Annotated in this window: 22 protein-coding genes and 1 pseudogene; 5 read left to right on the top strand and 18 right to left on the bottom strand. The window is 67.9% G+C overall.

What is annotated here, in order from left to right:
* Window positions 1-71 precede the first annotated feature (71 nt).
* The 9 genes and pseudogenes from DXZ73_RS39030 to DXZ73_RS01275 all read right to left on the bottom strand — a co-directional run.
* A pseudogene (locus DXZ73_RS39030) lies at window positions 72-321 on the bottom strand (transposase family protein); the annotation flags it as partial.
* Window positions 322-451: 130 nt separating this feature from the next.
* Window positions 452-1153 carry a lytic polysaccharide monooxygenase auxiliary activity family 9 protein gene (locus DXZ73_RS01310; RefSeq protein ID WP_116209223.1) on the bottom strand — a complete coding sequence of 234 codons (702 nt, stop codon included), beginning with the start codon at window positions 1151-1153 and terminating at the stop codon, window positions 452-454.
* A 30-nt stretch (window positions 1154-1183) separates the two neighbouring features.
* Window positions 1184-2521 carry a fibronectin type III domain-containing protein gene (locus tag DXZ73_RS01305; RefSeq protein WP_116209222.1) on the bottom strand — a complete coding sequence of 446 codons (1338 nt, stop codon included), beginning with the start codon at window positions 2519-2521 and terminating at the stop codon, window positions 1184-1186.
* 243 nt (window positions 2522-2764) lie between these two features.
* Window positions 2765-3979 (bottom strand): sensor histidine kinase, encoded by a 1215-nt coding sequence (locus DXZ73_RS01300; RefSeq protein ID WP_240351060.1) that lies wholly within the window; start codon window positions 3977-3979, stop codon window positions 2765-2767.
* On the bottom strand, window positions 3976-4629 hold the full coding sequence (locus DXZ73_RS01295) for a response regulator (protein WP_116209220.1): 654 nt from the start codon (window positions 4627-4629) through the stop codon (window positions 3976-3978). Before DXZ73_RS01295 ends, DXZ73_RS01300 begins: the two co-directional genes overlap by 4 nt.
* Before the next feature lie 52 nt (window positions 4630-4681).
* On the bottom strand, window positions 4682-5869 hold the full coding sequence (locus DXZ73_RS01290) for an ABC transporter permease (RefSeq protein WP_116209219.1): 1188 nt from the start codon (window positions 5867-5869) through the stop codon (window positions 4682-4684).
* Window positions 5863-6570, bottom strand: a complete 708-nt coding sequence (locus DXZ73_RS01285) for an ABC transporter ATP-binding protein (protein WP_116209218.1) — start codon at window positions 6568-6570, stop codon at window positions 5863-5865. The genes DXZ73_RS01290 and DXZ73_RS01285 overlap by 7 nt, the downstream gene beginning before the upstream one ends.
* Window positions 6567-7673, bottom strand: coding sequence for a peptidoglycan-binding protein (locus DXZ73_RS01280; RefSeq protein WP_116209217.1), 1107 nt, complete (start codon window positions 7671-7673; stop codon window positions 6567-6569). The genes DXZ73_RS01285 and DXZ73_RS01280 overlap by 4 nt, the downstream gene beginning before the upstream one ends.
* Window positions 7670-8161, bottom strand: coding sequence for a hypothetical protein (locus DXZ73_RS01275; protein ID WP_116209216.1), 492 nt, complete (start codon window positions 8159-8161; stop codon window positions 7670-7672). The genes DXZ73_RS01280 and DXZ73_RS01275 overlap by 4 nt, the downstream gene beginning before the upstream one ends.
* A gap of 578 nt (window positions 8162-8739) precedes the next feature.
* Here DXZ73_RS01275 and DXZ73_RS01270 point away from each other — a divergent pair.
* The gene (locus DXZ73_RS01270) at window positions 8740-9510 is read left to right on the top strand and encodes a polysaccharide deacetylase family protein (RefSeq protein WP_116209215.1); all 771 of its coding nucleotides are present in this window, start codon (window positions 8740-8742) and stop codon (window positions 9508-9510) included.
* Window positions 9511-9536: 26 nt separating this feature from the next.
* On the opposite strand, the gene DXZ73_RS01265 is transcribed toward DXZ73_RS01270, so the two are convergent.
* The gene (locus DXZ73_RS01265) at window positions 9537-10265 is read right to left on the bottom strand and encodes a peptidoglycan-binding domain-containing protein (protein WP_162889941.1); all 729 of its coding nucleotides are present in this window, start codon (window positions 10263-10265) and stop codon (window positions 9537-9539) included.
* A 284-nt stretch (window positions 10266-10549) separates the two neighbouring features.
* Between DXZ73_RS01265 and DXZ73_RS01260 the strand changes: the two genes are divergently transcribed.
* From DXZ73_RS01260 to DXZ73_RS01250, 3 genes are all read left to right on the top strand, one after another.
* Window positions 10550-10969 (top strand): SsgA family sporulation/cell division regulator, encoded by a 420-nt coding sequence (locus DXZ73_RS01260; RefSeq protein WP_162889940.1) that lies wholly within the window; start codon window positions 10550-10552, stop codon window positions 10967-10969.
* 450 nt (window positions 10970-11419) lie between these two features.
* On the top strand, window positions 11420-12100 hold the full coding sequence (locus tag DXZ73_RS01255) for a response regulator transcription factor (RefSeq protein WP_240351058.1): 681 nt from the start codon (window positions 11420-11422) through the stop codon (window positions 12098-12100).
* A gap of 136 nt (window positions 12101-12236) precedes the next feature.
* Window positions 12237-13499: a sensor histidine kinase gene (locus tag DXZ73_RS01250; protein ID WP_116209212.1), complete on the top strand. Its 1263-nt coding sequence runs from the start codon at window positions 12237-12239 to the stop codon at window positions 13497-13499.
* Window positions 13500-13529: 30 nt separating this feature from the next.
* Here the strand turns inward: DXZ73_RS01250 and DXZ73_RS01245 are convergent, their stop codons facing one another.
* Both DXZ73_RS01245 and DXZ73_RS01240 read right to left on the bottom strand, forming a co-directional pair.
* Window positions 13530-14540 (bottom strand): SDR family NAD(P)-dependent oxidoreductase, encoded by a 1011-nt coding sequence (locus tag DXZ73_RS01245; protein WP_116209211.1) that lies wholly within the window; start codon window positions 14538-14540, stop codon window positions 13530-13532.
* Window positions 14541-14681: 141 nt separating this feature from the next.
* The gene (locus DXZ73_RS01240) at window positions 14682-15875 is read right to left on the bottom strand and encodes a UDP-N-acetylglucosamine--N-acetylmuramyl-(pentapeptide) pyrophosphoryl-undecaprenol N-acetylglucosamine transferase (protein WP_116209210.1); all 1194 of its coding nucleotides are present in this window, start codon (window positions 15873-15875) and stop codon (window positions 14682-14684) included.
* A 508-nt stretch (window positions 15876-16383) separates the two neighbouring features.
* On the opposite strand from DXZ73_RS01240, the gene DXZ73_RS01235 reads away from it, so the two are divergent.
* Window positions 16384-17481, top strand: coding sequence for an LCP family protein (locus tag DXZ73_RS01235; RefSeq protein WP_116209209.1), 1098 nt, complete (start codon window positions 16384-16386; stop codon window positions 17479-17481).
* Window positions 17482-17531: 50 nt separating this feature from the next.
* On the opposite strand, the gene DXZ73_RS01230 is transcribed toward DXZ73_RS01235, so the two are convergent.
* The 6 genes from DXZ73_RS01230 to DXZ73_RS01205 all read right to left on the bottom strand — a co-directional run bounded on the left by DXZ73_RS01230 (window position 17532) and on the right by DXZ73_RS01205 (window position 26344).
* Window positions 17532-19982, bottom strand: a complete 2451-nt coding sequence (locus DXZ73_RS01230) for a SpoIIE family protein phosphatase (protein ID WP_240351057.1) — start codon at window positions 19980-19982, stop codon at window positions 17532-17534.
* Between the two features lie 446 nt (window positions 19983-20428).
* Window positions 20429-22015 carry a hypothetical protein gene (locus DXZ73_RS01225; RefSeq protein WP_116209208.1) on the bottom strand — a complete coding sequence of 529 codons (1587 nt, stop codon included), beginning with the start codon at window positions 22013-22015 and terminating at the stop codon, window positions 20429-20431.
* Window positions 22016-22534: 519 nt separating this feature from the next.
* Window positions 22535-22852 carry a helix-turn-helix domain-containing protein gene (locus DXZ73_RS01220; protein ID WP_116209207.1) on the bottom strand — a complete coding sequence of 106 codons (318 nt, stop codon included), beginning with the start codon at window positions 22850-22852 and terminating at the stop codon, window positions 22535-22537.
* Between the two features lie 177 nt (window positions 22853-23029).
* Window positions 23030-24331: a sugar ABC transporter permease gene (locus DXZ73_RS01215; RefSeq protein WP_425315806.1), complete on the bottom strand. Its 1302-nt coding sequence runs from the start codon at window positions 24329-24331 to the stop codon at window positions 23030-23032.
* Window positions 24328-25116 (bottom strand): ATP-binding cassette domain-containing protein, encoded by a 789-nt coding sequence (locus DXZ73_RS01210; RefSeq protein WP_116215345.1) that lies wholly within the window; start codon window positions 25114-25116, stop codon window positions 24328-24330. Before DXZ73_RS01210 ends, DXZ73_RS01215 begins: the two co-directional genes overlap by 4 nt.
* A gap of 118 nt (window positions 25117-25234) precedes the next feature.
* Window positions 25235-26344 (bottom strand): substrate-binding domain-containing protein, encoded by a 1110-nt coding sequence (locus DXZ73_RS01205; protein WP_116209206.1) that lies wholly within the window; start codon window positions 26342-26344, stop codon window positions 25235-25237.
* Window positions 26345-26619: the final 275 nt, after the last annotated feature.

The raw sequence follows: 26619 nt of genomic DNA, 5'->3' as shown, positions 1-26619 counted from the left end.
CGGAGCCGACGCCTTGGCAGTGCCTGTACGTGGCGGATGTCGCCCGGAACGTGGTCATGTCGCCCCACCGTGAGGGCGGTCGGCACCTCCACGGCCTCGGCGACGTACCGGTAGACGGCGGCGATCCCGACGCCGAACCCAGCCGCCGGACGGGCGTAGGTGTCCTCACACCGCAGATGGGCCAGAAGTAGCAGGATCTGCCGACCAGCGGGCAGCCACCGCTGGCAGATGCCTTGCTCCCGGCGCCGGCCGATCAGCCGCTCGATGAGGAGGCGAAGAGGTGTTGCTGGACAGATTGACACCGGATGGGTGGACAAGCACGCAGAAGCTCCTGGCAGGACGGCTCGGATTCGACACCTGCTCGCCTGCCAGGAGCTTCTCCGCGCCCGGAGCCACTCACGGACTCAATTACCGCCCTGCACAGTCAGGTTGGAAGAGGCGGCCTGGTAGGTCACTTGAACTCCACATCGGAGCACGAGTAGAAGGCCTCCTGGCTCTGGAAGGAGCCGTCCGGCTTCTTGAGGCCGTGCCAGATCGTGTAGATCATGTGCTTGCCCTGCTTCTGGGGAAGCTGTGCATTGAAGTTGAACGCCTTTCCGCCCAGGAATCCAGGTGGCGCGGTGACGGCGGCGGTGTTGTCGGCGCTGAGGAACGGGGTGTCCTCGAGATCCGACCACTTCAGTGGCTTCGTCGGGTCGTAGCCGTCCTTGGTGAGGTACATCTCCATGCGGTACGGGTTGTGCAACGCGCTGACGTCGTACTGGAAGGTGTACTCCCGACCGCTCGGCAGCGTGGTCGAGGGGAAGTCGGCGCGTGGCAGGTCCAGGCCGGCGAACTGCTGGTTGGCGGCACTGCACAGCTTGCCGTCCGGGACGTGGGCGCGGTGCTGGGGGGAGGAGGACGGGGTGGAATGGTCCATGGCCTGGCCTTGAACGATGGACTTCCAGTCCCCGATCTGGTCGCTGCTGACCGCCAGCGCGGCCTTGCACGCGGGGTTGCCCGGTTTCCAGCCCTCCTTGGCGCACGCGACGGCACGGCTGACCGGGTTGGCCGTGGCACCGTGTGCCGAGGCCGGACCGGCGGTCAGGGTGGTCAGGGCGAGTGGGACGACTCCGAGAACGGTGAGGGACACGGCGGTGCGGCGCTTGCTCATGATGGTGGCTCCTGGTCTTCCTGGGCGTGGTCAGCTGCCGGTGGTGACGGTCTTCTCGGCGGAGAACGCGCCCCATGTGCCGTCCCCGAGCCGGGCCCGGATCTTCACCTTGTAGGTCTTGCCCGGATTGGCTCCGACGAGCACCTCACGGGACGCCGTACGCACGGGAATCGGCAGCACCGCGTCACCGGCCCCCCATATGAAGGTCTGGGCGAGCTTCCCGTTCAGATACACCTGGTAGGTGGTGATCTGGCCGTGCCCCTGCGGGACGCCCCAGCCGAGGTCCAGGTAGTGCTGCGTGACGTTCCCGTCCTGCTTGTGGCTCGTGGCCGCAGTGAAGTCGGACGGGGCGCTGCCGCCGCTTCCCCCACCGCCGGTGGTCTTGACGGAGATCTCGTCGGTCGGGTCGGACTCCTTGCCGGAAGTGCTGACCGCGGTGACCTTGAACTTGTAGGCCGTGTCCGGGCTGAGGCCGCCGACCGTCGCGGTCGTGGCGTTGCCATCCGCCTCCTGCACTTTGGTTCCGTCCCGGTAGATCCGGTATCCCGTGACCGGGACGCCGTCGCTCGCGGACTGCCAGCGCAGGGAGACCTGGTTGGGTCCCGCGGCCGTGCCCTCGAGCTTCTTCGGCATGGTCGGCTTCTCGTTCTCGTCGCCCGGCGCCGGATGCGTCCTGAGCGAGACCACCTTGCTGAACGGAGAACGGTTGCCCGCCGCGTCCACGGCACGGACCTTGAACCTGTAGGTGGTGTCCGGCTTCAGCTGCTCGATGTTCGTCATCGTGAGATCACTGCCAACAGTCTTGACCAGCTTGCCGTCCTGGAGGATCTCGTACTTGTCCACTCCGGAGCCCGAGTCGGTCGACGGCTTCCACATCACATGGACGGTCCGGTGGTCGACGACGAAGGAGCCACTCTCCACGGGAGCGGTGGGCGGCGTGGTGTCCTCCGGCCCTCCGGAGTCACTGCCGCCGAGTGTGCAGCCCGTGATGCGAGGAACAGCTTTTCCAGACGGGTTGATGCCGACACTGACGGTGCGTTCACCCCTGGCCGGGATGTTGCCCCGGTCCTCGATCGGTGTGACGGTGACGTGCTTGCCCTTCTGCCGGAGGTCGAATGCCCAGGGGTTGTCGATCGTGGCCTGCCCCTCGGACAGTTCGAACTCCAGCTTCCAGTCCTTGGCGTAGGCGTTCCCCTCGTTCCTGAGCGCGAACTTTCCCGTCGCCCACCACTTGGTCGCACCATCGGCGAGACGGCAGGTGGTGCTGAGATCGGTCTCGGATCCGGCGCTGGCGGTGAGGGGGATGGCCAGCGCGCCGAGCCCGACGGCAACGGCCGCGCACGTGAGAACAATTCTCTTACGGGACATCAGAACCTTTCCGAAGAAGCGACATGATGCGGCAGGCCGGACGCACCCGTGCTCCGTCGGAACGTGACGTGTTGTCAGGCGACTCCCGAGTCGATCCCACCAGTTGAGTCCAGGCTCCCGAAGTCGGCAAAATGTGACACCCCGTCACCGATTCTGCTGTCGGACACGACGACCGTTGACAACCAATGGCTGGAGCAGCCGTGTGAGGTGCTTCTCCGCGGCCCAGAGCGACAGCCGGTGCCGCTACCGGCTCTCCTCTTGACCGTCGGGCGGTACGGAAGGCAGCGCGAACGTGACGGTGAGGCCGCCTCCCGGGTTGGCAGTGGCGGTGACCCGGCCCTCGTGGGCCTGGGCGATGGCCTGGACGATCGACAGGCCCAGACCTTCGCCCCGGTCGCTACGGCGGTCCCGGCCTCGCCCGCGCCGAAAGGGCTCGAACAACCCCTCCACCTCGGCAGGTTCGACAACCGGACCGGTATTGGAGACGGTCAGGCGCGCCGAGCCCACCCGCACACGTACGTCGCCGCCCGGAACGTTGTACAGGACGGCGTTGCACAACAGATTGGCGACCAGTCGGCCGATCATGACGCGGTCGCCGTGCACCGGACACGGACCGCCTTCGACGACCGGGCGCACGGCGTGTTCACGGGCGTTCTCCTGGACGGCGTCGAGCTCTTCGTCGACGACCTCACGCAGGTCGAAGGTCTCGTATCTCTCGATGCCCCGCTCCCCGCGAGCGAGAGTCAGCAGACCGTCGATGATCCGCTCGCTGCGCCGGTTGGCCGCCAGCAGACCTTCGCGTACCTCCACGAGTTCGTCCGGGCTCGGATCCTCCAGCCCGATCTGGATGGCGGCACGCTGACCCGAGAGGGGGGTGCGCAGTTCGTGGGAGGCGTTGGCGATGAAACGCTGCTGACTCTTGAAGGAGGTCTCAAGGCGTGAGAGCAACGCGTCGAGGGTGTCGGCGAGTTCCTTGAGCTCGTCGCTCGGGCCCTCCAGAGCGATGCGCTCGTGCAGGTTCTGCCGCGAGATGCGGCGGGCCCTGGCGGTCATGGAGTGCACGGGCCGCAGGACGCGGCCGGCCGTCCACCAGCCGACGGCGACCGCGAGGACGGCGCTGATCAGCAGCGCCAGGGCCGACCAGATCAGGACCTGCTGGGAGGCGGCCGCGCTGAGGTCGTCGGTGAGCGCGATCACCCCGTTGGTACCGTCGGGTTCAGGACGGCCTCCTGCGCCCGTCCCCGGAGAGGGACTGGGGGAGGGGCCGTGTGGGGACGGCACGAGCGTGACGCTGCCGGCCAGACGACGGGCGGATGCCTGGGTCCCGGCGCGGGACAGCACGTACACGAGCCCCAGCAGCAGGGCTCCCAGTGCCACGAACACCGCACCGAATGCAAAGGCGATACGGCTGCGGACCGTACGGCCGCGCAGCCACCGCACCGGCCGGAACGAATTCACAGGCGGTAGCCGACGCCGTGGACGGTGGTGATGAGCGGTGGGTCGCCGAGTTTGGCGCGCAGCTTGCTCATGGTCACCTGGACCGCCGTGGTGAACGGGTCGGTGTGTTCGTCCCACGCCTGCGCCAGAAGGTCCTCCGTACTGACCGGCGCCCCCTGGGCCGTGAGGAGGATGCGCAGGACCGCGAACTCCTTCGGCGTGAGCTTCAAGGGGCGGCCGTCACGGGTGGCGGTGCGGCATATGGTGTCGAGGGCGATCCCGCCGCGGTGCAGGACAGGAGGCGTCATCGGCGTGCTGCGGCGGCTGAGGGCCTTCACCCGCGCGATCAGTTCGGGGTACTCGAAGGGCTTGGCCAGATAGTCGTCGGCTCCGAGGTTGAGCCCGTCCACCAGGTCCTGCATGCCGGACGCGGCGGTGAGCATCAAGATGCGGGTGCGCGCTCCGGACGCGGCCAGTCGGGCCGCGACCTCGTCGCCGTGTGTACCGGGCAGATCCCGGTCCAGCAGCAGGACGTCGTAGTCACCCACTCCCAGGCTGAACAGGGCGGCATCCCCGTCGTGGACGGTGTCCACGACGAAACCGTGCCGGGTCAGCCCGCGGGTGATCATGTCGGCCGTCATCGGGTCGTCCTCGGCCACGAGAACGCGCATCGTCGGTTCCTCTTTCATCCTGTGCGTTGTTCATGCTGCCCGCGGGCTGGTGCTACGTCGCGGCGAGTGCCGCCGTCGGCGCGAGGCGGGCCGCCCGTACCGCCGGGTAGAGACCGGCGACCCCGCCGATGACGAGGGTCGCGCCGATTCCTCCGGCCATCACCCAGGGCGGCACCACCGTCGGCCAGCCCTGCGAGAGCGCGTAGACGGCTGTCACACTGGGGCCGATGACGACGCCCGCACCACCGCCCAGCGCGGACAGCAGCAGCGATTCGGTCAGGAACTGCGCGCACACCTGACTCCGAGTGGCACCGAGCGAGCGGCGCAGGCCCACTTCGCCGCGCCGTTCCAGCACGGAGATGACCATGGTGTTGGCCACACCGATGCCCCCGACGAGCAGGGCGACCGAGCCGAGACCGACGAGCAGTCCGGTGAAGGCCTTGTCGCCGGCCTGCTGGGCGGCGAGCGCGTCGGAGGGGCGGGAGACCGCCACCACGCTGGGATCCTCCGGGTTCGCGGTGGCGGCGAGCAGCGGGCGCACCGCGTCCACCTCGGTCTTGACCGCCCGGGTGTAGATGGTGGTCGGATGCCCGTCGAAGTCCAGGTCCGACTTCGCGCTCTCCCAGCCGACCAGGGCGGCCGTGTCGAGCTCGGGAGCGAGCGGCGCTGGTGCCAGGACACCGGCGACGGTGAACCACCGGCCGCCCAGCCAGACCTGCTCCCCGGGCTTGGTGACGCCGAGCCGCTTCGCGGTCTCGGCTCCCAGGACGGTGGTCGGGAGCCTCGCCGTGGCGTCGTTGAACCAGGTACCGCGGGCGATCTCCGCGCCGACGGTCTTCAGCAGGTCCGGCCGGGTCGCCAAGGCACTGATGCCCCCGGACTGCTCGGAGGGGATCCTGTCATTGCGGTAGGTCTTCACGCCGCCGATCCTGCCGATGGCGGACGCGGTCTCCACGTCCTTGATCCGGCGGATCATGTCGGTGGCCTGCTGCGGTAGTTCGACCTCGCTGCCGTCCATGCTCCGACCGGGCGCCGTGGTCAGCAGATTCGTGCCGAGCGCGTCCAGCTTGCGGTCCAGTTCGGCGCGGCTGGAGCTGGAGATGCCGACCGTGGCCACCATGGCGGCGATGCCGATGGCGATGCCCAGCGCGGACAGGAAGACCCGCACCGGACGGGTGCGCAGCCCGAAGCCGCCGACACGCACGACGTCCCGGGGCGAGAGGCGCGAGGGGATCAACATGCCCCCTCCAGCCGGTTCGCGGGGGTCGCCGAGTCGTATCGCACGCGGCCGTCGAGCATGGCGACCTGCCGCGGCAGGCTCTCGGCGATGTCCTGGTCGTGAGTGATCACGACGACGGTCGTGCCCGCCGCGTTCAGCTCGTGCAGCAGCCCCATGACGGCCTTCCCGGACGTGGAGTCCAGCGCGCCCGTCGGTTCGTCGGCGAGGAGGAGAGCCGGCTCGCCGACCACGGCCCGGGCGATGGCGACGCGCTGTTTCTGGCCGCCGGACAGCTCGCCGGGCCGGTGGTCCAGCCGGTCGCCCAGCCCCACGCGGTCCAGGACGGCTGCCGCGCGCTCGCGTCGCTCCCGCAGGCCGACGCCGTTGTACAGCAGTCCGTCGGCGACGTTGTCGAGGGCGCTGACGCCTTCGGCCAGATGGAAGTTCTGGAAGATGAAGCCGATGCTCTGGGCCCGCAGTGCCGAAAGCTGCCGGTCCGACAGGCTCGCGATGTCGTGGCCGTCGACGGCCACCCGGCCGGAGGTGGGCCGGTCCAGCGTCCCGATGACATTCAGCATGGTGGACTTCCCGGAGCCGGAAGGGCCGACGATCGCCGCCGACTCGCCCCGGTGAACGGTCAGATCGACACCCGAGAGCGCGATGACCCCGGGGTACTCACGCGTCGCGCCCTCGAGCTCGACGACGGGAACGGCCGTACTCACGTCGGCACCGCCACCTTCATGCCGGGGCGCAGGTCAGTGCCCTTCACCTCGACCCGCCCGTTGCTGAACATACCGAGCTCGACGGGCACGGTGCGCGTCGTACCGCCCCCGGTGACCTCCAGGCCGTACCCGCCGCCGGTGCGTGCCACGAGCGCGGTGATCGGCACATGGAAGACGTTCTTGCGGACCTCGCTGGTGAAGTCCACGTCGACGGTGGCGTTCCGGAGATCCCCCAGCGCCTTCTGGTCCTCGATGGCGATGGACACCTTGACCTCGGACTTCTTCTTGTCATCGGCCCCGGACTCACCGCCACCGCCCGGGCCGTCGGACGCGTCGGGCGACACTGTCTCGACACCGGTGATCCGGCCCCTGACGGACTTGCCACCGGGCAGGATCACATCCACGCTGTCGCCCTTGCGAGCCAGCTTCTGGTCGGAGAGCGGCAGCATGGCGGTGACCGATCGCCCCCTGCCCGTATAGGTCAGGATCGCCTCGGCCGCCGGGCCGCCCTTCTGCGCCTTGAGCTCTCCGACGCGGATCGTGCCGGAGACGAAGACGACGAGACCTTTTTCGACCGTCCCGGTCGCCCTCAGGCTCCGGTCCTTCTGCCAGGTTCTCACCGCCGCGGTCGTCTCCCCGGTGTAGGTGTCACCGTACGGGGCCGTGTAACCGAGTGCCCGCAGGTTCTCGTTGAGTTGCTTGACGTCAGGGCCCTCGTGGCCCTGCTTCAGCTCCCGGTACATCGGTGTGTCCCCGTACAGGGCGGTGACCGGGCGGTTGTCCACCTTGTAGAGGGTCTCGCCGCGAGAGATCGTGTCACCGGGCTTCGGCAGCCAGGTCACCGTGCCCTGCAAGGTGCCGCGCAGGGGGGTCGGCGTCCCGTGGGTCAGGCTCGCGGGCATGGTCTTGGCGGCGGTCAGGTCCCCCTTGGTCACCGGGGCGGTGGCGGGCGGTGCGCTCCGCGTGCCCGTCGTTCCATCGCCGTCGCTCCCGGAGAAGATCATGGCGGCGCCGATGGCGCCGAGGACCATGACGGTCCCGACGCCTGCCGCTACGGTGCCTCGACGGCGGGGCTTGCCTCGTTCCTTGGCCGTCTTCGTCACTTCGCGGAGACATCCTGCCGTTTGACGTCCTTCATGTACTTGTGGCACTCGGCATCCGCGTCCTTGAAACGCTGGGTGTCCTGTGTACCGTCCTGCGGGAAGGCCAGGGTGCCGTTCTCGTCCGGGTCTGGGAAGTCCGGGAGCCCGTTCTCGCGCATGCACTTCGAGTAGTTGCGGGCATCCAACTCCCACTTCTTCTTCTTGGAGTCCGAGACCTGGCTTTGCGGGCGGAACTTCTCGCACTTCTTCGAGGCGGCTTCCATCTTCAACTCGTCGCCGCCTTGCATCAGTGCCGGCTCACCTGGCTTGGGGTCCTCGACCTTGACGCCCTCCTCACGCATGCACGATGCCCACTTGAGTTCCTTGCTCTGCTCGCCGTCCCCGGCCTTGTCCTGTGCGCCGCCACTACTGCACGCGGTGAGCAGCAGTGCCGCGGCCAGCGCGCTCGCTGCCGCGACTCGGGCGCGCACTTTGGTCTTGCGGACCATTCGTCCTCCTTCGGGTCGTGGGCGGCACCTCTGCCGCCTTCTGCCCTTTGAGGAGTACAGGTCCGGCCCTTTCAGCAACCTTTCGCTGTCCCGGGGAATCATCGGGAATCACGAGGGACGGACGCGGTGACGGCTCGCGAGAGGCGGTGACCCGGACCGTAACTTGCCGTTCGCCCAAGTCCGGGCCACCGCTGGGGTGTGACCGTCCCGGCCGTGTGAGGAGGCGCTCACGTGGCCGGGACGGTCTGCGCGCTGGGGGACCGACATGCCGCCGAGCGCGCTGGGCCCACTACCCAGCCTCCAACCAGCAGTGGGCCGCACGGGTACGTTACGGGCGCCGCGGCCACCGGTGCGTCAACCAAAGTATGCGAGAGGAAACGCAAGTTGATACCCGAGCGGAGATTCCCGATTTCGTAGTGCCTTGTTCCCGATCCACCTTGATTCTCTCCGTGTGACTGTTCCATGACTGCACTTCACTTTCCGGCCCGCGTGTGTTTGCCTCGACTTGAGGACCATTGCCAAGAGCGTCGTCCTCGTGAAGCGAATGGCGGGCAGCGGAGAGAGACGAGAGCGAATTCATGGGCGCACCCGAGAAGCGGAAGGATCGCCTTGTCCTGACAGCGGTGGCGGCCGCTGTGGCCATGGGCGTATTCGGGGTCTTCTCTCTCATCACCCAGGGTGCGGCGGACGGGGGCGCGGACCGGGACGACAAGGCCACCCGGAACACCAGTCATCCGGATCCAGGTGTCGATCCCGAGATATCCCGCGCGTCCGAGGGCGAAGGGAAGTCCGTCAACCTCACCCTCGACGACGGCCCGGATCCGACCTGGACCCCCAAGGCCCTGGACCTGCTGGAGCGGCACGACGTCAAGGCCACGTTCTGTGTGACGGGCCCCAACGCCCGATCGAATCCGGACCTGGTGAAGCGGATCGCGGCCGCCGGTCACCGGCTCTGCAATCATTCCGTGAGCCACGACGTCACCATGGACCGGAAAGATTTCGCCTACCAGTCACAGGAAATCCTGGATGCGAAGGACATGATCGACCAGGCGTCCGGCGGGGAGAAGATCTGGTACTACCGAGCCCCTGGTGGTGCCTTCACGCCTCAAAGCCGGAAGCTCGCCGCAGAAAACGGTATGCGGCCGCTCGGCTGGAACGTCGACCCCGGAGATTACCGACGCCCCGGTGCCGATAGAATTGTCAGCAGGATCAAGAGCCAATTGGCAATCGGGCCCACCGTTCTGCTCCACGACGGCGGCGGGAACCGCTCACAGACTCTGGAGGCCCTGGAGGAACTGCTCCCGTGGCTGAAGGAGCAGGGCTACGGATTCAGCTTCCCGAAGGCGTGATGTGCCATGAGTGACGCGCGAAGTCCTCAGGAGGCCCAGCGGAGGAGCGCGGACCGAGTGGCGGGCCCGTAGGTTCCGTCTTCGTCGTCCTTGACCTCGTCGGCGACCGCCGCCCAGGTCTGGAACCTGCGGACGGATTCCTCGGTCTTGTCGTCGAAGAGCCCGTAACGATGGCCGTGATAGAGGCCGAGCCGATGGAGCATGTGCTGCATGGCCTCCACCGCGGGTCCGCTGTCCCCCTGCTTCAGGACGCCGATGGTGTCCAGGGACGACAGCGCTGGCGAGGGCGTCGGGTGTGCGCTCTTGCGCGCCTTGTCCGCGGCAGACGGGGCGGCGGACCGTGGCGCGTTCGCCCCGGTACTGGATCCCGCGGCGGCAGTCGGACCGGCGCTCGCTCTGCCAGGACCCCTTGTGCGATCCGGCGCTGGACGAGTACGGGTGGGGCCTGCCGGCTCAAGAGTTCTCTTGTCGCCCCGCGCCGTTCCGCTCGTGTCACTGTCGGGCAATTCAGGGCGTTGCTTGCTCTGAGGGGAGAGGACGGAAGCGGACGAGCCGTCGAGCCCGCTGATCGCCCCGACGACGAGCACGGGGATGGCTATCACGCCCAAGGCGGCGAGCACCAGGACTCGTCGGCCGCTCAGCAGCGACGTCCGCCGGTGCGAAGCGGGTTCCGGCACGGTGCGGCAGAGCGGCGCGACCGGCTCGGATGCCGACATGTCGTCGTCGGGCGGGGTGTGCCGCTCGTGGTTGCTCATGAGGTGTAGCTCCCGTATCAGGCCGCCGAGGCGACGGGGACGAGCCGGCGGTGGCGCGAGGTGACCGCGACGGTGCCACGGCTGGTGATCGCCCCGGGACAGCGCTATTTTCTGCCGCGCGGAGAAGGAACTCACGTCCCCGATCGGCCCGGTGGGGAAACGAAGAATTACCGTGAGGTCAACCATCGGCCATGGACGAATCCACTTCGGTGCCAGTGGGACGGGTGATCCCGAGCAGTAGGCTCCGGCCATGTGGTGTCCGATGTGGGGAGCCTGAGCAGCTGATGACCGACGCTGCGGTGGAGATGGGCCTGCGAGCCCGTCTCGTCACGGATACGGGACACGGATTCCCGGTGGACCTGCGCCTTCAGTACCGGAGGGTCGCACCGTACGAGGTCGGCGTGGAAGTCCTCAGAAGCGGTGAGACCTACTGCCGGGCGCTATTCGCTCGTGAACTGTTGACATACGGCATCTCCCAGGACGTGGGGAAGAGCACCGTTCGGGTTCGTCCCGGCACGGGGACCAATGAAACGCGCCTCAGGATGGCCGGCGGGTTCGTACGGGAGGGGGACACGCCCCTGGCACCGGTCGTGGAAACCCACTCCCTGATCAGATTCCTGGGGCATACGTACCGGCTCGTTCCCCCGGGGACGGAGGGAATGAACTTCGATGAGGAGCTGGCCGACCTGCTGACCAGTCGGTGAGACCGAGCCGTACGCGGAACGCGGCAAAGGGCCGGTCCCTGAAATTTCCGCGTGGAGGGATCTCCATGTGTATGCATATTGCATCAATCGGAAGATCGACTTTGCGAGGGGCTCCCGGCGACTCCGGGGCCGATCGACCGGGTGATCACTGCCGTTCGGGTATCCTTCCGAGGGCGGCAGCACCGGCCATTACACGAGGTATCCGTCCCTTTGTCTCGGCCGCCCGGCTTGCTCGCTCGGGTTTTCTGTCGCACCCACGTGTCGTGAGAACTTCGCTCGACATCATGGAGACTTCCGCGATCTTCCGTGTCAGGCCCCCTGGAAGTTGCTCGGAACAATGGCATAAGGTTTGCCGTGCCTCATCTGACGGTGTGTTTGGTCAGCTGAATTTGGCTGGCCCCGGGACGGATGTCCGGGGGTGTCGCCCCTGTCGCAGTGAAGGAAGCGCCGGTGCCGATCCGCGTTCTGATTGTTGATGACCAGAGTCTGATCCGTTCCGGGCTGCGTTCGGTGCTGGAAGCGGACGAGGGTATTGAGGTCGTGGCCGAGGCGGCCGACGGCGCGGAGGCCGTCAGTGCCACCCGGGAGCACCGGCCCGACGTCGTCATCATGGACCTGCGGATGCCGCACATCGGAGGCGTGGAGGCCACGCTGCAGCTGATGCGGCTCGAAGACGTCCCACGGGTGCTGGCCCTGACCACTTTCAACACCGACGACCTGGTGATCGAGGCGCTGAAAGCGGGAGCGGCAGGGTTCCTGCTGAAGGACCTCAGGTCGGAGGAGCTGATCGCCGCGGTACGGACGGTGGCCGCCGGCGGCACCGTGCTCTCACCCGAGATCATGACCAAGCTGGTCGGCAGGGCCCAGGCGCGGATGCCGACCGGCTCCAGCGGCCTGCGGGAGAAGATTGGCTCCCTCACCGACAGCGAGCGCGAGGTCCTGGCCCTCATCGGCGCGGGCTACACCAACCAGAAGATCGCCGAAACGCTCCACCTCTCCCTCGCCAGCGTCAAGACCTACGCCTCCCGCATGCTGGCCCGCCTGGGACTCGACAATCGCACCCAGGCCGCCATCCTCGCCTACGAAGCCGGCCTCGTGGACACCGACCGCACCCCCAACACAAGGAAGTGACCGATCGCCCTGCCGGGCGGTCAACCTTTTCCGTCGGCCGATCAACCTCGGTTTGAGAATTCACCATTCGTTCACGCTCAGGTGGGCTGCTCCAGTGCGAATACTGGAGCGCGTCTCCCCTGAAAGAAGCTTCCGTATGTCTGTCCCTACCGCCGGCGGGGCCGAGCTGATGGTGAAACAAGCTCCGCTGCGCCATGGTGCCCGGCCGTTCCTGCACCGCCTGCGGTTTCCGGGGCCACGCGGGCTGGACGCCGCAGCCGCTCTGTCGGCGCTGGTCCTCACCCTGCTCGCGGTCTCCGGCGAGTACGGCACGGGGCTGGTGTCGGGCTATGCCATGTCCATGGCCGTGGCCGCGGGGTACGCCGTGACCCTTCTCGTGCGCCGTCGGGTTCCGGAAGTCGCGGGAGTCGCCAGTGTCCTGGCGACGCTGGCCACGGACGACACCACACCACTGATCTTCAGTACGTGGGCGCTGGCCCGCCATGGAAGGCACGCCCCTTTCGCGTCGGTCGGCGCCATCGCCCTGGGGTACTACCTGACCCGGCCGTTGGTAGGGGAGTCCCTCTTCTCGGGATCGGTCCTCTACCACGTAGGCGTACATGTGGTGCTCGTCGCGGTGGTGGCCCGGGTGCTGTGCGGGCAGGAGCATCGCAACATGTTCTTCCGCCAGCAGGTGCGACGCTTGCAGGGAACGGTCGATCAGGCCGCCAGATACGCGGTGCTCGAGGAGCGCACCCGACTGGCCTTCGACATGCACGACGGGATCGGCCACCAGGTCGCGGTCGTGAGCATGCAGGCAGCGGCGGTCAAGGTGAACGCGCACAAACCCGAGAAGGTGCTCGAGGGTGTGCACGTGATCGAGGACGCCTCACGGGCGGTCATGGCCGAGCTGCGGGAAATCCTCGACATGCTCCGCAACGATCCGGGCGACAGCTCCCCGCCGGTCCGCCTCGCCGAGGTGGGCTACCAGGTGTTCCTCGAATCCCTGGTACGCAATATGAAGGCCATCGGCGTAGATGCCGTGTGCTCCATCGAAGGCGCTCCTGTCCCTCTTCCCCAGCAAATCCAGTCCGCTCTCTACCGCATAGGGCAGGAAGGGCTGACCAACGCGGTCAAGCACGCGCCCGGGGCCCTCATCCAGATCTCGCTCGGTTTCCAGAAGGACTGGGTGGCCCTCTCCGTCGAGAACGGGCCGCCGACCAGCAAGAGTGCCGCGCTCGGCGGAAGCGGTACGGGACTTGAGAGCCTGTACGCGCGGGTGTGCCGTCTCGACGGCCGCTTCCAGGCGCAACCGACAGCTGCCGGAGGATTCATTCTCCGCGCCTGTCTGCCGCTGCCTCCTGGAGAAACCCGACCATCCTTGGTCTCCCCGGACGGAGCCGGCAGAGACCAAGGATGATGGCGCCCTGGGCGGAGGGCGGGACTTCCCTCAGACCTGGTAGCGGTCCGCGGCGAAGAGCCGCAGGTTGTCCCGGACCCAGTCCGACGTCCGGGCCAACCCCTCCTCCAATTCGACGCGCGGGACCCACCCCGCCCAGTCCCGCGCCCGCGAGTTGTCCGAGAGCAGCCGCTCGACCTCACTGCCCGCGGGCCGCAGTCGCGTCTCGTCGACGACGACCCGGGCCGGCCGCCCGGAAGCCCGGATCAGCGACTGGGCGAGATCGCCGATGGAGATCTCGCGGCCGGTGCCGAGGTTGACGGCGTGCCCGATCGCCCGGTCGCACTCCGCCAGCGCGAGGAATCCTTCCGCCGTGTCGGTCACATAGGTGAAGTCCCGTGTCGGTGTGGTCGATCCGAGCCGGATCTCTTCCGCGCCGGAGTGCAGCTGGGCGAGGATCGTGGGGATCACGGCGCGTGCGGACTGCCGGGGTCCGTAGGTGTTGAAGGGCCGCACGACCGTCACCGGCAGCTCGAAGGAGTGCGCGTAGGACAGCGCCAGCATGTCCGCGCCGATCTTCGACGCGGAGTACGGCGACTGCGGCTGCAGCGGGTGGTCCTCACGGATCGGCACGGTGAGCGCCGTCCCGTACACCTCGCTGGTGGAGGTGTGCACCATGCGTCGCACGCCGTGGCGGCGGCAGGCGGCGGCGACGTTCTCCGTGCCGGCCACATTGGTCTGCACGTACGCCTCCGGGGAGGCGTAGCTGTACGGGATGCCGATCAGCGCGGCGAGGTGGAAGACGGTGTCGCACCCGGCGACGGCGTCCATGACGCGTCCGGCGTCGCGGACGTCACCGGCGAGTGTCTCCACGGGCGAGCCGGGCCCGAGGTAGCGGGCGAGGTGGCCGCGCTCGGCGTACGGCTTGTAGTGCACGAGCACCCGCACGTGCGCGCCGCGCTCCACCAGCAGGTCGACGAGCGTGGACCCGATGAACCCTTCGGCCCCGGTGACGAGGACGGTACGGCCGTGCCAGCTCTGTGTGTTGGCAGTCGAGGACATGAGAAGTTCCTTTCGGATGCGGAATGTCACCCCTCGGCGATGCTGAGAGGCCGAATGACGCGGACCGTTCGGTACACCAGTCGTCCGTGCCATGGCCGCGAGATGCCCCGCAGGGAGGCCCGGCGTGTGCCGAACCGACCGCTAGGAGTTTTGGATCGGAGCTCCGCCTTCGGCGGAAGGCATGGGTGTGAAGTCCGCGAGGCGCAGCACCCAGGCCGCCATCAGGTCGGCGGCGATCGCGTGCGTGCCCGGGTCGGCCGCCGCGCTCATCGCGGCCAGCCGCGCCGGGTCGGCGAGCAGCGGCCCGATCAGCTCGGCGAGCCGGTCGCCGTCCGTCTCGCCGTCGGGGAGCAGCAGCCCGGCCCCGGCGTCGGAGAGCACACGGGCGTTGTGGGTCTGGTGGTCGTGGGGCGCGTGGGGGTACGGGACCAGCACCGCGGGCACGCCCACGCTCGCGAGTTCCGCCACCGTCGCCGAGCCCGCGCGGCACACCACGAGATCGGCCGCGGCATAGGCGAGGTCCATCCGGTCGAGGTAGCCAACGGCGGTGGCGACGCGGTCGCCGCCCTCGGCGGTCAGCCGGGCCCGGGTCGCCTCCAGGGTCTGTGGACCGGTCTTGATCACGAGATGGACGTCGGGCCGTCCGTGCCACCGCGCGGCCAGCCGTACGGCGGCCTCGGTGAGCCGTGTGGCGCCCAGGCTGCCGCCGTTGAACAGCACCATCCGTGCCTGCTCCGGTACTCCGAAGGCCCGTCGCGCCGTTTCGCGCAGCCCGGCCCGGGTTGTCCGGTTCAGCTGCGCGACCGCGCCCATCAGCGGCATCCCGACGGTTTCGGCGCGTGCGCCGGACCGTGTCGCGAGGTGTTCGCGGGTCCGGTCGAAGGCGAGCGCCACATGGGGAGTGAGGGAGGTGGCGAAGCGGTTCGCGCGCCCCGGCACCGCGTTGGATTCGTGAACGAGCGCCGGTCGGCCGGCGAGCCGTGCACCGAGGACGGCGGGTGCGCTGGGATAACCCCCCATGCCGACGACGACTTGAGCACCTTGTTTCTCGATGACACGACGTGCCTGCATGCCGGAGCGCAGCAGATCGGCGGGCAGGAGAAAACGGCGCGAGCCGAGCGAGGGGTCGAAGGGAATCATGTCGACCGTGTGCAGCTGGTATCCGGCCTGGGGTATCAGACGGGTTTCCAGGCCGCGTTCGGTCCCGATGAAGCTGATGACCGCGTTCGGCACGGCCCGGCGGACCGCATCGGCGACCGCCAGCCCGGGATAGATGTGTCCGCCGGTCCCGCCCGCTCCGACGACCACCGAAAGTCTGTCGTGTGCTGTAGCCATGGCCGCAGGGTGACAAAGCTCGCTGAGAGATATTTAAGAGAATTCCTCGTAACTCCCCATGACTGCCGGAAGATTGACGGTCCGCTTCCTTTGGGTGGCCCTCGGGTCGGCCCGTCAATGGAACAATGGCTATACGGAATCAACTTATGGCTGTTTCGGCCCGAGCGCATTGATGCAGTGCGGCGAAATATTCAAGGCCGAAGGCCGGACAGAGTCGGAAGTCCGCCGATGAACGTGCCCTGGACGGCTGGTTGAGACTTTTGCCACAGGCCTGGCCGGTGGGTCTGACCGGATAATGCACTGAGACGCGCGCGAAAGCGCAGGCGGCGGGGCTGGGCGGCTTCGGCGGCAATTCGGCGGCGGATTCTTAGAAGGCTCTCAGAAGCCGGAGCGCATTCTTGGCGCATGCTTCCTGTCCGGTGCGCGGTGTTGCCGGCCGGACACAGGCCGGCCGAAGGGGGACAGGGAGGGGGCGTGTCCGAATAATCAGCAGAGGACTGAGGAACGCATGGCTGATGACAGCAGGGGCGGACGCCGTCGGCGCAGTGTGCAGGGTGGCCGCCGCCGCAAGCCGCGAACCCGTGGCAGGGGATGGCGAATAGCCGCCTGGACGGGAGCGGGCGTGGTCCTCGTCGGAGGTGCGGGTGCAGGGTTCCTCTGGTACAAGTTCAACGGCAATCTGCACGCCGTCGACATCGACGCGGCGCTGGGCAAGGACCGTCCCGCCGATGTCGACAACGGTTCGCTGGACATCCTCGTCCTGGGCTCCGATTCCCGGGCGGGTGCGAACAGCAAGTACGGCGCGGACGAAGGCGCCCGCTCCGACACCGCGATGATCATCCATGTGTACGCGGAGGGCAAGAAGGCCAGCGTGGTGAGCATCCCGCGTGACACGCTGGTCCCGCGACCCGAGTGTCCGACACCGGACGGCAGGACGAGCCCGGCGGTCCAGCGCGCGATGTTCAACGAGGCGTACTCGGTGGGCGGCGCGGCCTGCGCGGTCAAGACCGTCGAGGCGATGACGAAGATCCGTATGGACCACTACATGGAGGTCGACTTCGCCGGCTTCCAGAAGCTGATCGACAAGCTCGGCGGGGTGGAGGTCACCACGACCAAGCCGATCCGTGACAAGTGGAGCCACCTGAACCTGGAGCCGGGCACTCACACCCTCGACGGCGAGCAGTCCCTGGGCCTGGTGCGTACGCGCCACGGTGTCGGCGACGGCGGTGACCTCGGGCGGATCAAGCTCCAGCAGGCGTTCATCAAGGCCCTGCTCGACCAGGTCAAGCACGTCGGCTTGTTGAGCAGCCCCTCCAAGCTCTACGGGCTCGCCGACACCGCCACCAAGTCGATCACCACGGACAAGGGGCTCGGCAGCGTGGACAAGCTCCACGGCCTCGCGAACAGGCTCAAAGGCATCGGTTCCAGCGACATGCACATGGTTACCCTGCCGACCACTGCGGACGCCAAGGACCCGAACCGGCTGGTGCCGCTCCCCGCGGCCGACGAGGTCTGGAAGGCGCTCAACGCCGACCGGCCGATCCCGGACTCGGCCCTCAAGGGCAGCGCGGGCAGCAAGACCGGTGCCGACGGTGTCGTGAAGTGACAACCTGCCCGTTTCGCCGAGGGTGCTGGGCTCCTCTTCGGCAGCAGGGTTCAGACATCGGGTATCTCCCAGCCTTTCGCCGGCTCCGGAGCCGGGGGGAGTTCCTGCTCGGTCCAGATGGTCTTCCCTGTCGCGGCCGGCCGGGTCCCCCACCGGCGGGAGAGCTGGGCGATGAGAAAGAGTCCGCGTCCGCCCTCGTCGGTGGTCCTGGCATGGCGCAGATGCGGTGCTGTGCTGCTTTCGTCGGAGGTCTCGCAGATCAATGTCTGATGGCAGATGAGCCGCAGGCGTATGCTCCCGGCGCCGTAGCGGATGGCGTTGGTGACCAGTTCACTGACGATGAGTTCAGTGGTCATCTGCAGGTCGTCGAGGCCCCACGCGTGAAGCTGCTCGGTCGCCAGAGCGCGGGCGTGGGAGACGACGGCCGGATCACGGGGCAGTTCCCACTGGACGATCCGGTCGGTGCCCAGGGCCTGGGTCCGGGCGATGAGGAGAGCCACGTCATCGCTGGGGGGCAGGAGGGGAAGGGAGTTGATGACGCCTTCGCAGATGAGGTCGAGGGGGCGATCGGCAGGGGTGAGGTCCTGGATGAGCCGGTCGACAGTCGGCTCGTCGGTGTCCGCGTCCGCGTGGAGAAGCCCATCGGTGTAAAGGGCGATCAAGGTGCCGTCCGCCAGCTCGATTTCGGTGTTCTCGAAAGGCAGGCCACCCACACCGAGCGGAGGACCGGGGGGCAGCTCGGGCACGGTCACGGCCCCGCCGGGGCCGATGAGCACCGGCGAGGGGTGGCCGGCCGAAGCCATGGTGCACCGGCGGCTCGTGGGGTCGTAGACGAGGCACAAGCACGTGGCGCCCAGACTCTCCGTGCCGGGAGGGGTGTGCTCGGCCAGACGGAGGACGAGATCGTCAAGGCGAGCGAGAAGCTCGTCGGGAGGCAGGTCCATGGCGGCGAGGGTGTGGACCGCGGTGCGCAGCCGGCCCATGGTGGCGGCGGCCTGGATACCGTGTCCGGTGACGTCACCGACGACCAGCGCGGTACGGGCTCCGGACAGCGGGATCACGTCGAACCAGTCGCCTCCGACGCCGTCGCCGGCGTCCGCCGGAAGATAACGGGAGGCGATGTCCAGGGTCGTCTCCTCGGCGAGACGGTAGGGCAGAAGGCTGCGCTGCAAGGTCACGGCGATGGAATGCTCGTGGACGTACCGGCGCGCGTTCTCCAGGCAGAGTGCGCCGCGAGCCATGATCTCCTCCGCCAGGAGGAGATCGTCGTGTTCGAACGGATCCTGCCGCTCGTGACGCATCAGGATCGCCACCCCCAGGGCCGTGCCGGAAACCCGCAGCGGGACCACCATCGCGGAACCCGTACGGCTGCCGGAGCCCGCCTCGGGGCCGCCGCCCCGGGCGAGGCCGATCTCGGATCCTGAGGTGAGCACCGCGTGGCCGGTGGTCTGGCTCTCCACGACGGGGGACGGGGACGCGTATCTGACCGTGTCGCCCGTTGGTACCACCGAGTACGGACACGGCAGCCGCACACACTGCTGACCCGCGCGGATGAGCGTGGCGGCGCCCCCGATGGGGTCCCTCACCGGATCGCGGCCATGGACCGCCCAGTCCCACAGATCGACCGTGCAGCAGTCGGCCAGACCGGGCACGATCGCATCGCAGACTTCCTGCGCGGTACGCCAGGGGTCCAAGGTGCGCCCCAGGCGGGCACCCACCTCGTTCAGCAGCGTCAGACGCCGCCTCGCCTGCCAGCGGTCGGTGACGTCCAGTGCCATGAAGCCCACGCCGACCTTGCCGCTCGTCGTGTCCTGAAGTCGGAAAGCGGACATGGAGAAAGCGCGTTCGCGAAACGGATCCCTCCGGACACGTCCGTGGTAGACGTGATCGATTTCAGGTTTTCCCGTGTCCAGCACCCGTCGCATCCGGTACCGGGCCGTCCGGAGGGCCAGCTCGGGCTGGAGTTCGCCCCAGCGGCGACCGATGGCCTGCTCACGGGGGACGCCGCCGCCGCGTTCCAGAGCGCCGTTGACCCACACGTACCGGAGGTCGTCGTCCAGCACGGCCATGGCCACGGGCGACTGGGCGAAGAAGTCCTCATGGAAGGCTGTGCTCGGCTCCTGCCGGGACCACGGCTTCACCGGGGTGCCCGTGACGAGCCAGTACGCCCGCTCCGGAGGAGCCAGCAGCCGTGCTACCCCCGCGAGCACCCGGAGCTCATGCCCGTCGCGGTGCCGGAGGGACAGCAGGCACCGCGGCGGGGCCGTCCCCTGGTGTTCCACGGCCATGGCCAGAGCCTTCGGCGCCAGTTCCGGTGCCTTGAGCAAGCTTTCCGCGTTCCGCCCCACGGCCTCGTCCGCGGAGAAGCCGAGCAAGCGCTCGGAGTCGGTGCTCCAGCCCGCCACGACACCGTGAACATCCACCATGACGACGACACCCACGTCGACGGCGTCGTCCGGCCCTTCCACGCCACGGTCATCGGCTCTGCCGGGGGTCGTCACTGCTGCTCCTCCCGTCCACGCCGTGAGGTGCCGCTTTCACTCCCTCGCCTTCCGCGGGTCTGCGTCCGCGGCCGGGGAGGGCACGGCCCGCGGTTGCCGCCGCAACCACGGGCGAGCCTCTGGCATCGGTTCCGTGAGGGCACAGCCAGTGCGGAGCAGCGCGAAAGACGCGTGGCCGACAGAAACAGTATGGCTTTGTCATCGGCACCGCGCACGCTTGCGGGCCCTGGGCCCGGGGCGAGGCATGTGGACATGAGCCGTGGCCGTCGACGTGCCAGTGCCGGTTGCTCACACTGCGTGACTGCTCGGCGCGTCGAGGAAATACGTCGCCGTACGACGGACACGCGGCGGGGCATATCGATGGCCTGGCCGGTGGGGCGGTCGGTGCATCGCCCCACCGACCAGGCCTCGGCGCGTTCGTCATGGCGCCCCGCGCAGGATGTCCCTCAGCCGAACGGCAGCCAGGAAGCGTAGTTCTTCTTGGGCTGTGTGGGCCACTGGCCGAATTCACGACCGGCCCATGCCTCGATCTCCTCCGTGCTGAAGGAGCTCAGCTCGCGGATCACATTGCGGACAGAGCCCCTGATGAAATCACGCCAGTAGGCGTCGATCTCGACAAGGGGATCCAGGGTCCAGCCCTTCCCCTTGATGAAGTCCCACATGTCAAGACCGCGAGTGGGAGCGATCTTGCCGAGGAGGAAGGAATCCCGGTTCTCGTCGAGCTGCTCGTGGACCAGGACCCGGGCCTTCTGCACGGCGCCCTTGCGGGCCGCCTTCGCCAGCTCCGGCCGCCGCGCGGCAAGCTGGGCCAGCTCTCGCGCCTGCTCCGCCTGGTATCCCTCCAGCGCCTCTCGGTACTCGGCCGAGTCAAGACTTCCTCGGCACTGCCGCTGAAGCCCCTCCAAGTACAGCTCGTACTTGGCGTTCACCCCCTCGACGGCGTCCCGGTAGGCGTTGTCCATGAAGTCGTCCACCTCGGCCACGGCCTGCCGCACCGAGGACTTGAAGGACTGGATCTGCTCATCCGGCAGCGCGGGATTGAGCATGAAGACATCCGCTGCCGTGTACAGGATCGCGGGAACGGCAATGAGGAGACCGACTGGACCGAACCCGGGAACCAGCGCTACGGCACTCCCTGCGACGGCAGAACTGTCCACGCCGACGTTGATCGCGTGAGTTCCCGGCTTGCCCTTGTGGTAGTTGATCGACGTGTTGACGAGACCGCCCACGTCCGCCGCGAGGCCCAGTGGCCCCGCGACCTTCTTGCCCAGCTTCCCGAGGAACTTGACCAGCTTCTCCGAGTCGGCACGCTGTCCCGCCCGCAGAGCCTTCTCCAGGACCTCCGAACCGGTGGACATCAGACCGGACGCCGTCGATCCCGTGCTGAGAGCGGTGGTGCCACCGCCCAGGATGACGGTCTGCCAGTCGTCCGCGGTAACGGCCTTGGAGAAGGCGTGGACGTTGGCGATGGTCCCGGTGAACTGGGTACCGAGCTTCAGCGCCCGCCCGAAGCCCTTGAAATCGATCTTTTCGAGGCCCTCGTCCGCCACCAGCTGCGCGATGGCATCGGCGGCCCGTGCGAGACCTGCCTGCGCGATGGGGTCCGTCGGCCCGCCGCCGGGAGGGAGAACGGCCGGCAGATGCTCCGGCGGGACGATCTGCACGGGGGAGGCGTCCACGTGCTCCCAAGCGGGCCTGCCGACATCAGCCTGACCGGCGCCGAGTTGGAGGTTCCCGGGCCCGCTGGCACCGCTCTTCCGCACCTCGATGAGCGCCCGGCCCTCCGGCACCTTGCCCGAAGGCGGCTGGATCGCGTACTCCTCGCCGTCTGCCAGGACGGTGTATTCCGCTACGAAACCGCCTCGCTCCGCCCGGGTCGTGACGTCGATGTCGACGGCGGCACCCGCACTGCCAGGAGAGCACCGCACCACAAGGGAGCCCTGGCTGTAGATTCCCGCGAATTCGCAGCCGACTCCGCTGTCGTTCACGACACTGTCAGCTGGGATGGTGCCGATCGGCCGGGTATTCTGCACGGTTCTCTCTCCTCATCAATGCCTGCCAAACGGGGCGCCGAACACCTGAGTTGGCGCTGGGTTTTATTGCAGCATTGAGAGAAGGGACCGGGAGCCGTCGAAATGTGATACCTCGTCACCCTGTGGTCGTTCGGGATCGCCAGGTAACCGGTGGTCGGACGCCGGGACGAAATGATGTGCGGTATGGGATCAGCTCGGGACAGGGATCGCCCGCGTTCTCGGCAAGCGTCGCCCGCTTCCACGGAACACCTCGCGCATCGGCGTCGCGCGGCAGCTGTGCACGTGGGGCGGGCCCGCCCGGGTACCGGGGCAGGGCGCCGCCGGACCCTCGCAAGCGCGGGCGACGATACGAAGCGCGGGGCTCTCCATCCTCGCCTGTACCACCAACTCCGCATCCTGCGGAGTGGCGATTCGGGAGTTTCCCTCACACGCGACCGCTGCCGGAATCGCCAGGACACTCTGTCACTCCCATCGCGAAATCTTTCGATTGCCTCTGCAATGCGCGGAGTTGCGCTCGGTTCACTCCGGCGGCAATGAATCGTGGCCGCGGGGGCGAGGTATCACCGGGGGACAGGCATTCGGCCATCGACTGCGCTCATCCGGCACGGACCAGCTGACCATCTCCGGCTCCGGGATCAGCAGATCGCCGATCTCGCAGTCGAGGACCACGCAGATGACATCCAGGTCCTTGAGCTTGAGCGAGAGGGGCTGACCGGACCACAGCCCGGACATCTTCGCGGACGAGATCACCAAGCCGTACTCGGCGAGGCTCCGCTGGAGATCGGTCGCTTTCCAGATGCCCTTCTTGGCAGCAACCAGCCGCAGATTCCAGTGCATTGCGGGAGTCCTTCCAGTCGTTTGCGGTCTGCTGCGGCCGAGCCGGGGCAGCGGCGGACCAGGGCGGGGTGTCTCGTAGGGCTCTGCACAGCCGTGCCCGGGCGCCCGGGCGGGAGGTTGGACGTAGGCGGTGGGCGACATGCCCTTCGGCTGTCCGCCGACTGCTCGCATCGCCGTCTACGCACGGCCTGTTGTTCTTTGAACGCGGCGCGAGACCGAGTCGATGACGACGGCTGCGAGCAGCACCGCGCCGGTGATCATGTATTGGATGGCGGAGGCGATGCCCAGCAGGGCCATGCCGGAGGCGATGGACTGGATGACGAGGACGCCCAGCAGGGCGGACCATGTCTTGCCCCGGCCGCCGAAGAGGCTCGTGCCGCCGATGACGGCCGCCGCGATGGCGTTCATCAGCAGGCTGCCCGCCCCGGAGGACTGGTTCGCGGCGTTGATCTGCGAGGCCAGGAACATCCCGCCGAGCGCCGCCATTGTCCCGGAGAGCGCGAACACGGAGATGCGGATCAGCGAGACGTTGATGCCCGCCCGGCGGGCCGCTTCGACGTTGCCGCCGAGTGCGAAGACTTTACGGCCGTACGAGGTGCGGCGCAGCACGAGGTCGAGGGCGACCACGACCCCGAGGAAGATCACCGCGGCCAGGGGGAGGCCCTTGTACTGGTTGAACAGCCAGGCCACCACGTAGGCGGGCACCGCCAGTGCGACCGAGCGCAGGACGATCTCGCTGAGTGGGCGGCTGGGGACGCCGACGGCCTTGCGTCTGCGCGCGTCGCGGAAGGAGAACAGGAAGAACGCGGCCACGCCCAGGGTCGCGAGTGCGTAGCCGGCGGAGATGTCGGTGAAGTAGTGGTTGGTGAGGGAAGCGATGAGCCCGGTGTCGTCGAGGTTGATGGTGCCGTTGGAGCCGAGCACCTGGAGCATCAGGCCGTTCCAGCCGAGCAGGCCGGCCAGGGTCACCACGAACGCGGGCACGCCGACGCGGGCGAAGAAGAAGCCGTGCAGCGCGCCGATCACCGCGCCGGAGCCGAGCGCGATGACGAGCGCGAGCCATTCGGGCACGCCGTGGTTGACGTTGACCACGGCGAACACGGCGGCCGCCAGGCCGCTCACGGAGCCCACGGACAGGTCGATCTCGCCGAGGATCAGGACGAAGACGATGCCGACCGCGATCAGACCCGTACCGGCCGCGGTGACGAAGAGGTTGGAGAGGTTCTCCGGGCCGAGGAAGGCGGCATCTCGCAGTTGGAAGATCAGGGCGATGATGATCAGCCCGACCACCATGGGCAGCGAACCCAGCTCGCCGCTGCGCAGCTTGCGGCGGAACGTGTTCCAGTAGCCCGCCAAGCCTTCCTCCTGGAGGAGCAGGCGCGGGTCGACAGTGAACGCGGCCGCTGCGCCGCTGGTGTCATCGGCGAGAGCCTGGCTGTTGTCGCCGGTGTCCGTGGTCGTGGGCAGGTCGGTGCTCACTTCTCCTCCAGTGCGGTCCGGGCCTTGCGGCGGGTGACAGCGTTGTCGGTGGCACCGGTGATGGCGGAGATGATCTCTTCCTGGGAGGTGGTGCGCACCTCGAAGGTGCCGTTGTTGCGGCCGAGGCGGAGCACCGCGACGCGGTCGGCTACGGCTCGCACGTCGGCCATGTTGTGGCTGATGAGGATGACGCCGAGGCCGCGCTCCCGCAGCCGTTCGACGAGGTCGAGGACCTGCGCGGTCTGCTCGACGCCCAGCGCCGCGGTGGGCTCGTCGAGGATGACGACCTTGGGCTCGCCCAGCAGCGAGCGGGCGATGGCGACGGTCTGCCGCTGCCCGCCGGAGAGCGAGGCGACAGGGATACGGACACTGGGGATCCGGATGGACAGGGTGGCGAGCAGCTCGCGGGCGCGGCGCTCCATCTCGACCTCGTCGAGCACCCCGGCGCGGACAATCTCCCGGCCGAGGAAGAGGTTGCCGACGACATCGAGGTTGTCGCACAGCGCGAGATCCTGGTAGACCGTCGCGATACCCAGCTCCTGGGCGGTGTGCGGCCGGTCGACGGTGACCGGCCGCCCTTCCCACTCGATCACACCGTCGTCGGCGGGACCGACCCCGGCAATGGTCTTGACCAGAGTCGACTTACCGGCACCGTTGTCACCGACCAGGGCGACCACCTCACCGGGACGAATCTCCAGCTCTACGTCGGTGAGCACTTGCACGGCACCGAACCGCTTGGAGATTCCACGCAGCGCCAGCACGGGCGTAGCGGACATGTGCATCATCTCCTTCACCGCCTGACCGGCGGGGATGCTCCGCCCGGAGTGGAGGAAGCGGATTGTCGCCGGGCGGAGGATGTGAACGGGGGGAGAGCAAGTGGCGCCATGGGGAAGGCGCCATGGACTACTTCAGTCCGGCCTTGTCGCACTGCGCCTTGTACTTCGCGGTGCAGATCTCGTCCAGGTTGAAGAAGCCCTCCTTGCCGACGAACTCGCCGATGCCTTCCTTGGTCAGGGCGAAGGGGGCGACGATCACGGAGGGGATCTTCTTCTGGGAGTCGCTGTCGACGGTGGTCTGGGTGATCGAGTCGACGTCCTTGCCCTGGGCGAGGGCGACGGCCATCTCGGCGGCGGCGTCGGCCTCGGGCTTGTACGGCTTGTAGACGCTCATGAACTGCTCGTCCGCCAGGATGCGCTGGACCGCGGAGAGCTCGGCGTCCTGGCCGGTCACCGGCGGCAGCTTGTCGAAGCCCGCGCTCTTGAGGGCGGTGATGATGCCGCCCGCCATGCCGTCGTTGGCGGAGTAGACACCGACGATCCTGTCCTTGCCGAGCGAGGAGATGGCGCCCTTCATGTTCTCGTTGGCGTTCTCCGGCTTCCACTCCTTGGTGTCGTACTCCTTGCCGATCGTGACCTTCCCGTCGAGCACGGAGTGGGCACCGTCCTTGTACATCTTGGCGTTGGGGTCGGTGACGGAACCGTTCATCATGACGATGTCGCCCTTGGAGGCGTTGTCGCCCAGCTCCTTCAGCAGCGATTCGCCCTGGATCTTCCCGACACGCTCGTTGTCCACGGAGGTGTACGCCTTCACCGGACCTTCTGCCAGCCGGTCGTACGCCACTACGGGAATGCCCTTGTCGTCGGCCTTCTTCACCGAGCTCGCTATCGACTTCGCGTCCACCGCGTCGATGATCAGCGCGTCGACCTTCTTCGTGATCATCGTGTCGACCTGCTGCTGTTGAACCGACGCGTCCTGCTTCGCGTTGTCGTAGAGGACGGTGACGTCCGTGCCCGCGAGCTCCTTGATCTTCTTCTCGATCAGCGGCTTGTCGAACCGCTCGTAACGGGCGGTCTGATTCTCCGGCAGCAGCAGCCCGATGGTGAGCTTCTTGCCGTCCTTGCCCTTCTCCTTGCCGCCGCCACTCGACTCCGCGGCACTGCCGCAGGCGGCAAGACCAGCTGCCATTGATACGGCTGCCATGGCCACGGTCACACGACGCAGACGCTTGTTCATTCGCTCGGTACCTCCCTTAAGGGGCCGCGTCGTTGCGGCCAAGGTGGCAGGAAGTCAACCTTGCGTTCCAAGAAAGCGTCAAGAAGTGAACGCTTAACGACATGGCAACGGTGCTGCTCGTTATCTGTGTGAATTCAAGATCGCCTGTACCGGATTCTCGAAGGCTTCCCCTCGGGTTCCCGTGAAATCGTCGGCGACGCCCGCGAAAGGCAGGCCAGGAAGCTGCTGGATGCCTGGTTTCGAATGATCCCGATCCATGCGGCGCCCGCTGCGAA

Source organism: Streptoverticillium olivoreticuli subsp. olivoreticuli (assembly GCF_003391135.1).
Lineage (GTDB): Bacteria > Actinomycetota > Actinomycetes > Streptomycetales > Streptomycetaceae > Streptomyces > Streptomyces blastmyceticus.
Note: the sequence above shows the minus strand (reverse complement) of the source record. Positions and strands in the feature narration are given on the sequence as shown.

Bases quoted from the DNA above. Each gene is read 5' to 3' on its own strand.
- DXZ73_RS01295 (WP_116209220.1), bottom strand. From the start codon at position 4,629: ATGCGCGTTCTCGTGGCCGAGGACGACCCGATGACGGCCGACATGATC.
- DXZ73_RS01290 (WP_116209219.1), bottom strand. From the start codon at position 5,869: ATGTTGATCCCCTCGCGCCTCTCGCCCCGGGACGTCGTGCGTGTCGGC.
- DXZ73_RS01220 (WP_116209207.1), bottom strand. From the start codon at position 22,852: ATGCACTGGAATCTGCGGCTGGTTGCTGCCAAGAAGGGCATCTGGAAA.
- DXZ73_RS01270 (WP_116209215.1), top strand. From the start codon at position 8,740: ATGGGCGCACCCGAGAAGCGGAAGGATCGCCTTGTCCTGACAGCGGTG.
- DXZ73_RS01310 (WP_116209223.1), bottom strand. From the start codon at position 1,153: ATGAGCAAGCGCCGCACCGCCGTGTCCCTCACCGTTCTCGGAGTCGTC.
- DXZ73_RS01265 (WP_162889941.1), bottom strand. From the start codon at position 10,265: ATGAGCAACCACGAGCGGCACACCCCGCCCGACGACGACATGTCGGCA.
- DXZ73_RS01250 (WP_116209212.1), top strand. From the start codon at position 12,237: ATGTCTGTCCCTACCGCCGGCGGGGCCGAGCTGATGGTGAAACAAGCT.
- DXZ73_RS01240 (WP_116209210.1), bottom strand. From the start codon at position 15,875: ATGGCTACAGCACACGACAGACTTTCGGTGGTCGTCGGAGCGGGCGGG.
- DXZ73_RS01245 (WP_116209211.1), bottom strand. From the start codon at position 14,540: ATGTCCTCGACTGCCAACACACAGAGCTGGCACGGCCGTACCGTCCTC.
- DXZ73_RS01210 (WP_116215345.1), bottom strand. From the start codon at position 25,116: ATGATGCACATGTCCGCTACGCCCGTGCTGGCGCTGCGTGGAATCTCC.
- DXZ73_RS01275 (WP_116209216.1), bottom strand. From the start codon at position 8,161: ATGGTCCGCAAGACCAAAGTGCGCGCCCGAGTCGCGGCAGCGAGCGCG.
- DXZ73_RS01205 (WP_116209206.1), bottom strand. From the start codon at position 26,344: ATGAACAAGCGTCTGCGTCGTGTGACCGTGGCCATGGCAGCCGTATCA.
- DXZ73_RS01305 (WP_116209222.1), bottom strand. From the start codon at position 2,521: ATGTCCCGTAAGAGAATTGTTCTCACGTGCGCGGCCGTTGCCGTCGGG.
- DXZ73_RS01235 (WP_116209209.1), top strand. From the start codon at position 16,384: ATGGCTGATGACAGCAGGGGCGGACGCCGTCGGCGCAGTGTGCAGGGT.
- DXZ73_RS01260 (WP_162889940.1), top strand. From the start codon at position 10,550: ATGACCGACGCTGCGGTGGAGATGGGCCTGCGAGCCCGTCTCGTCACG.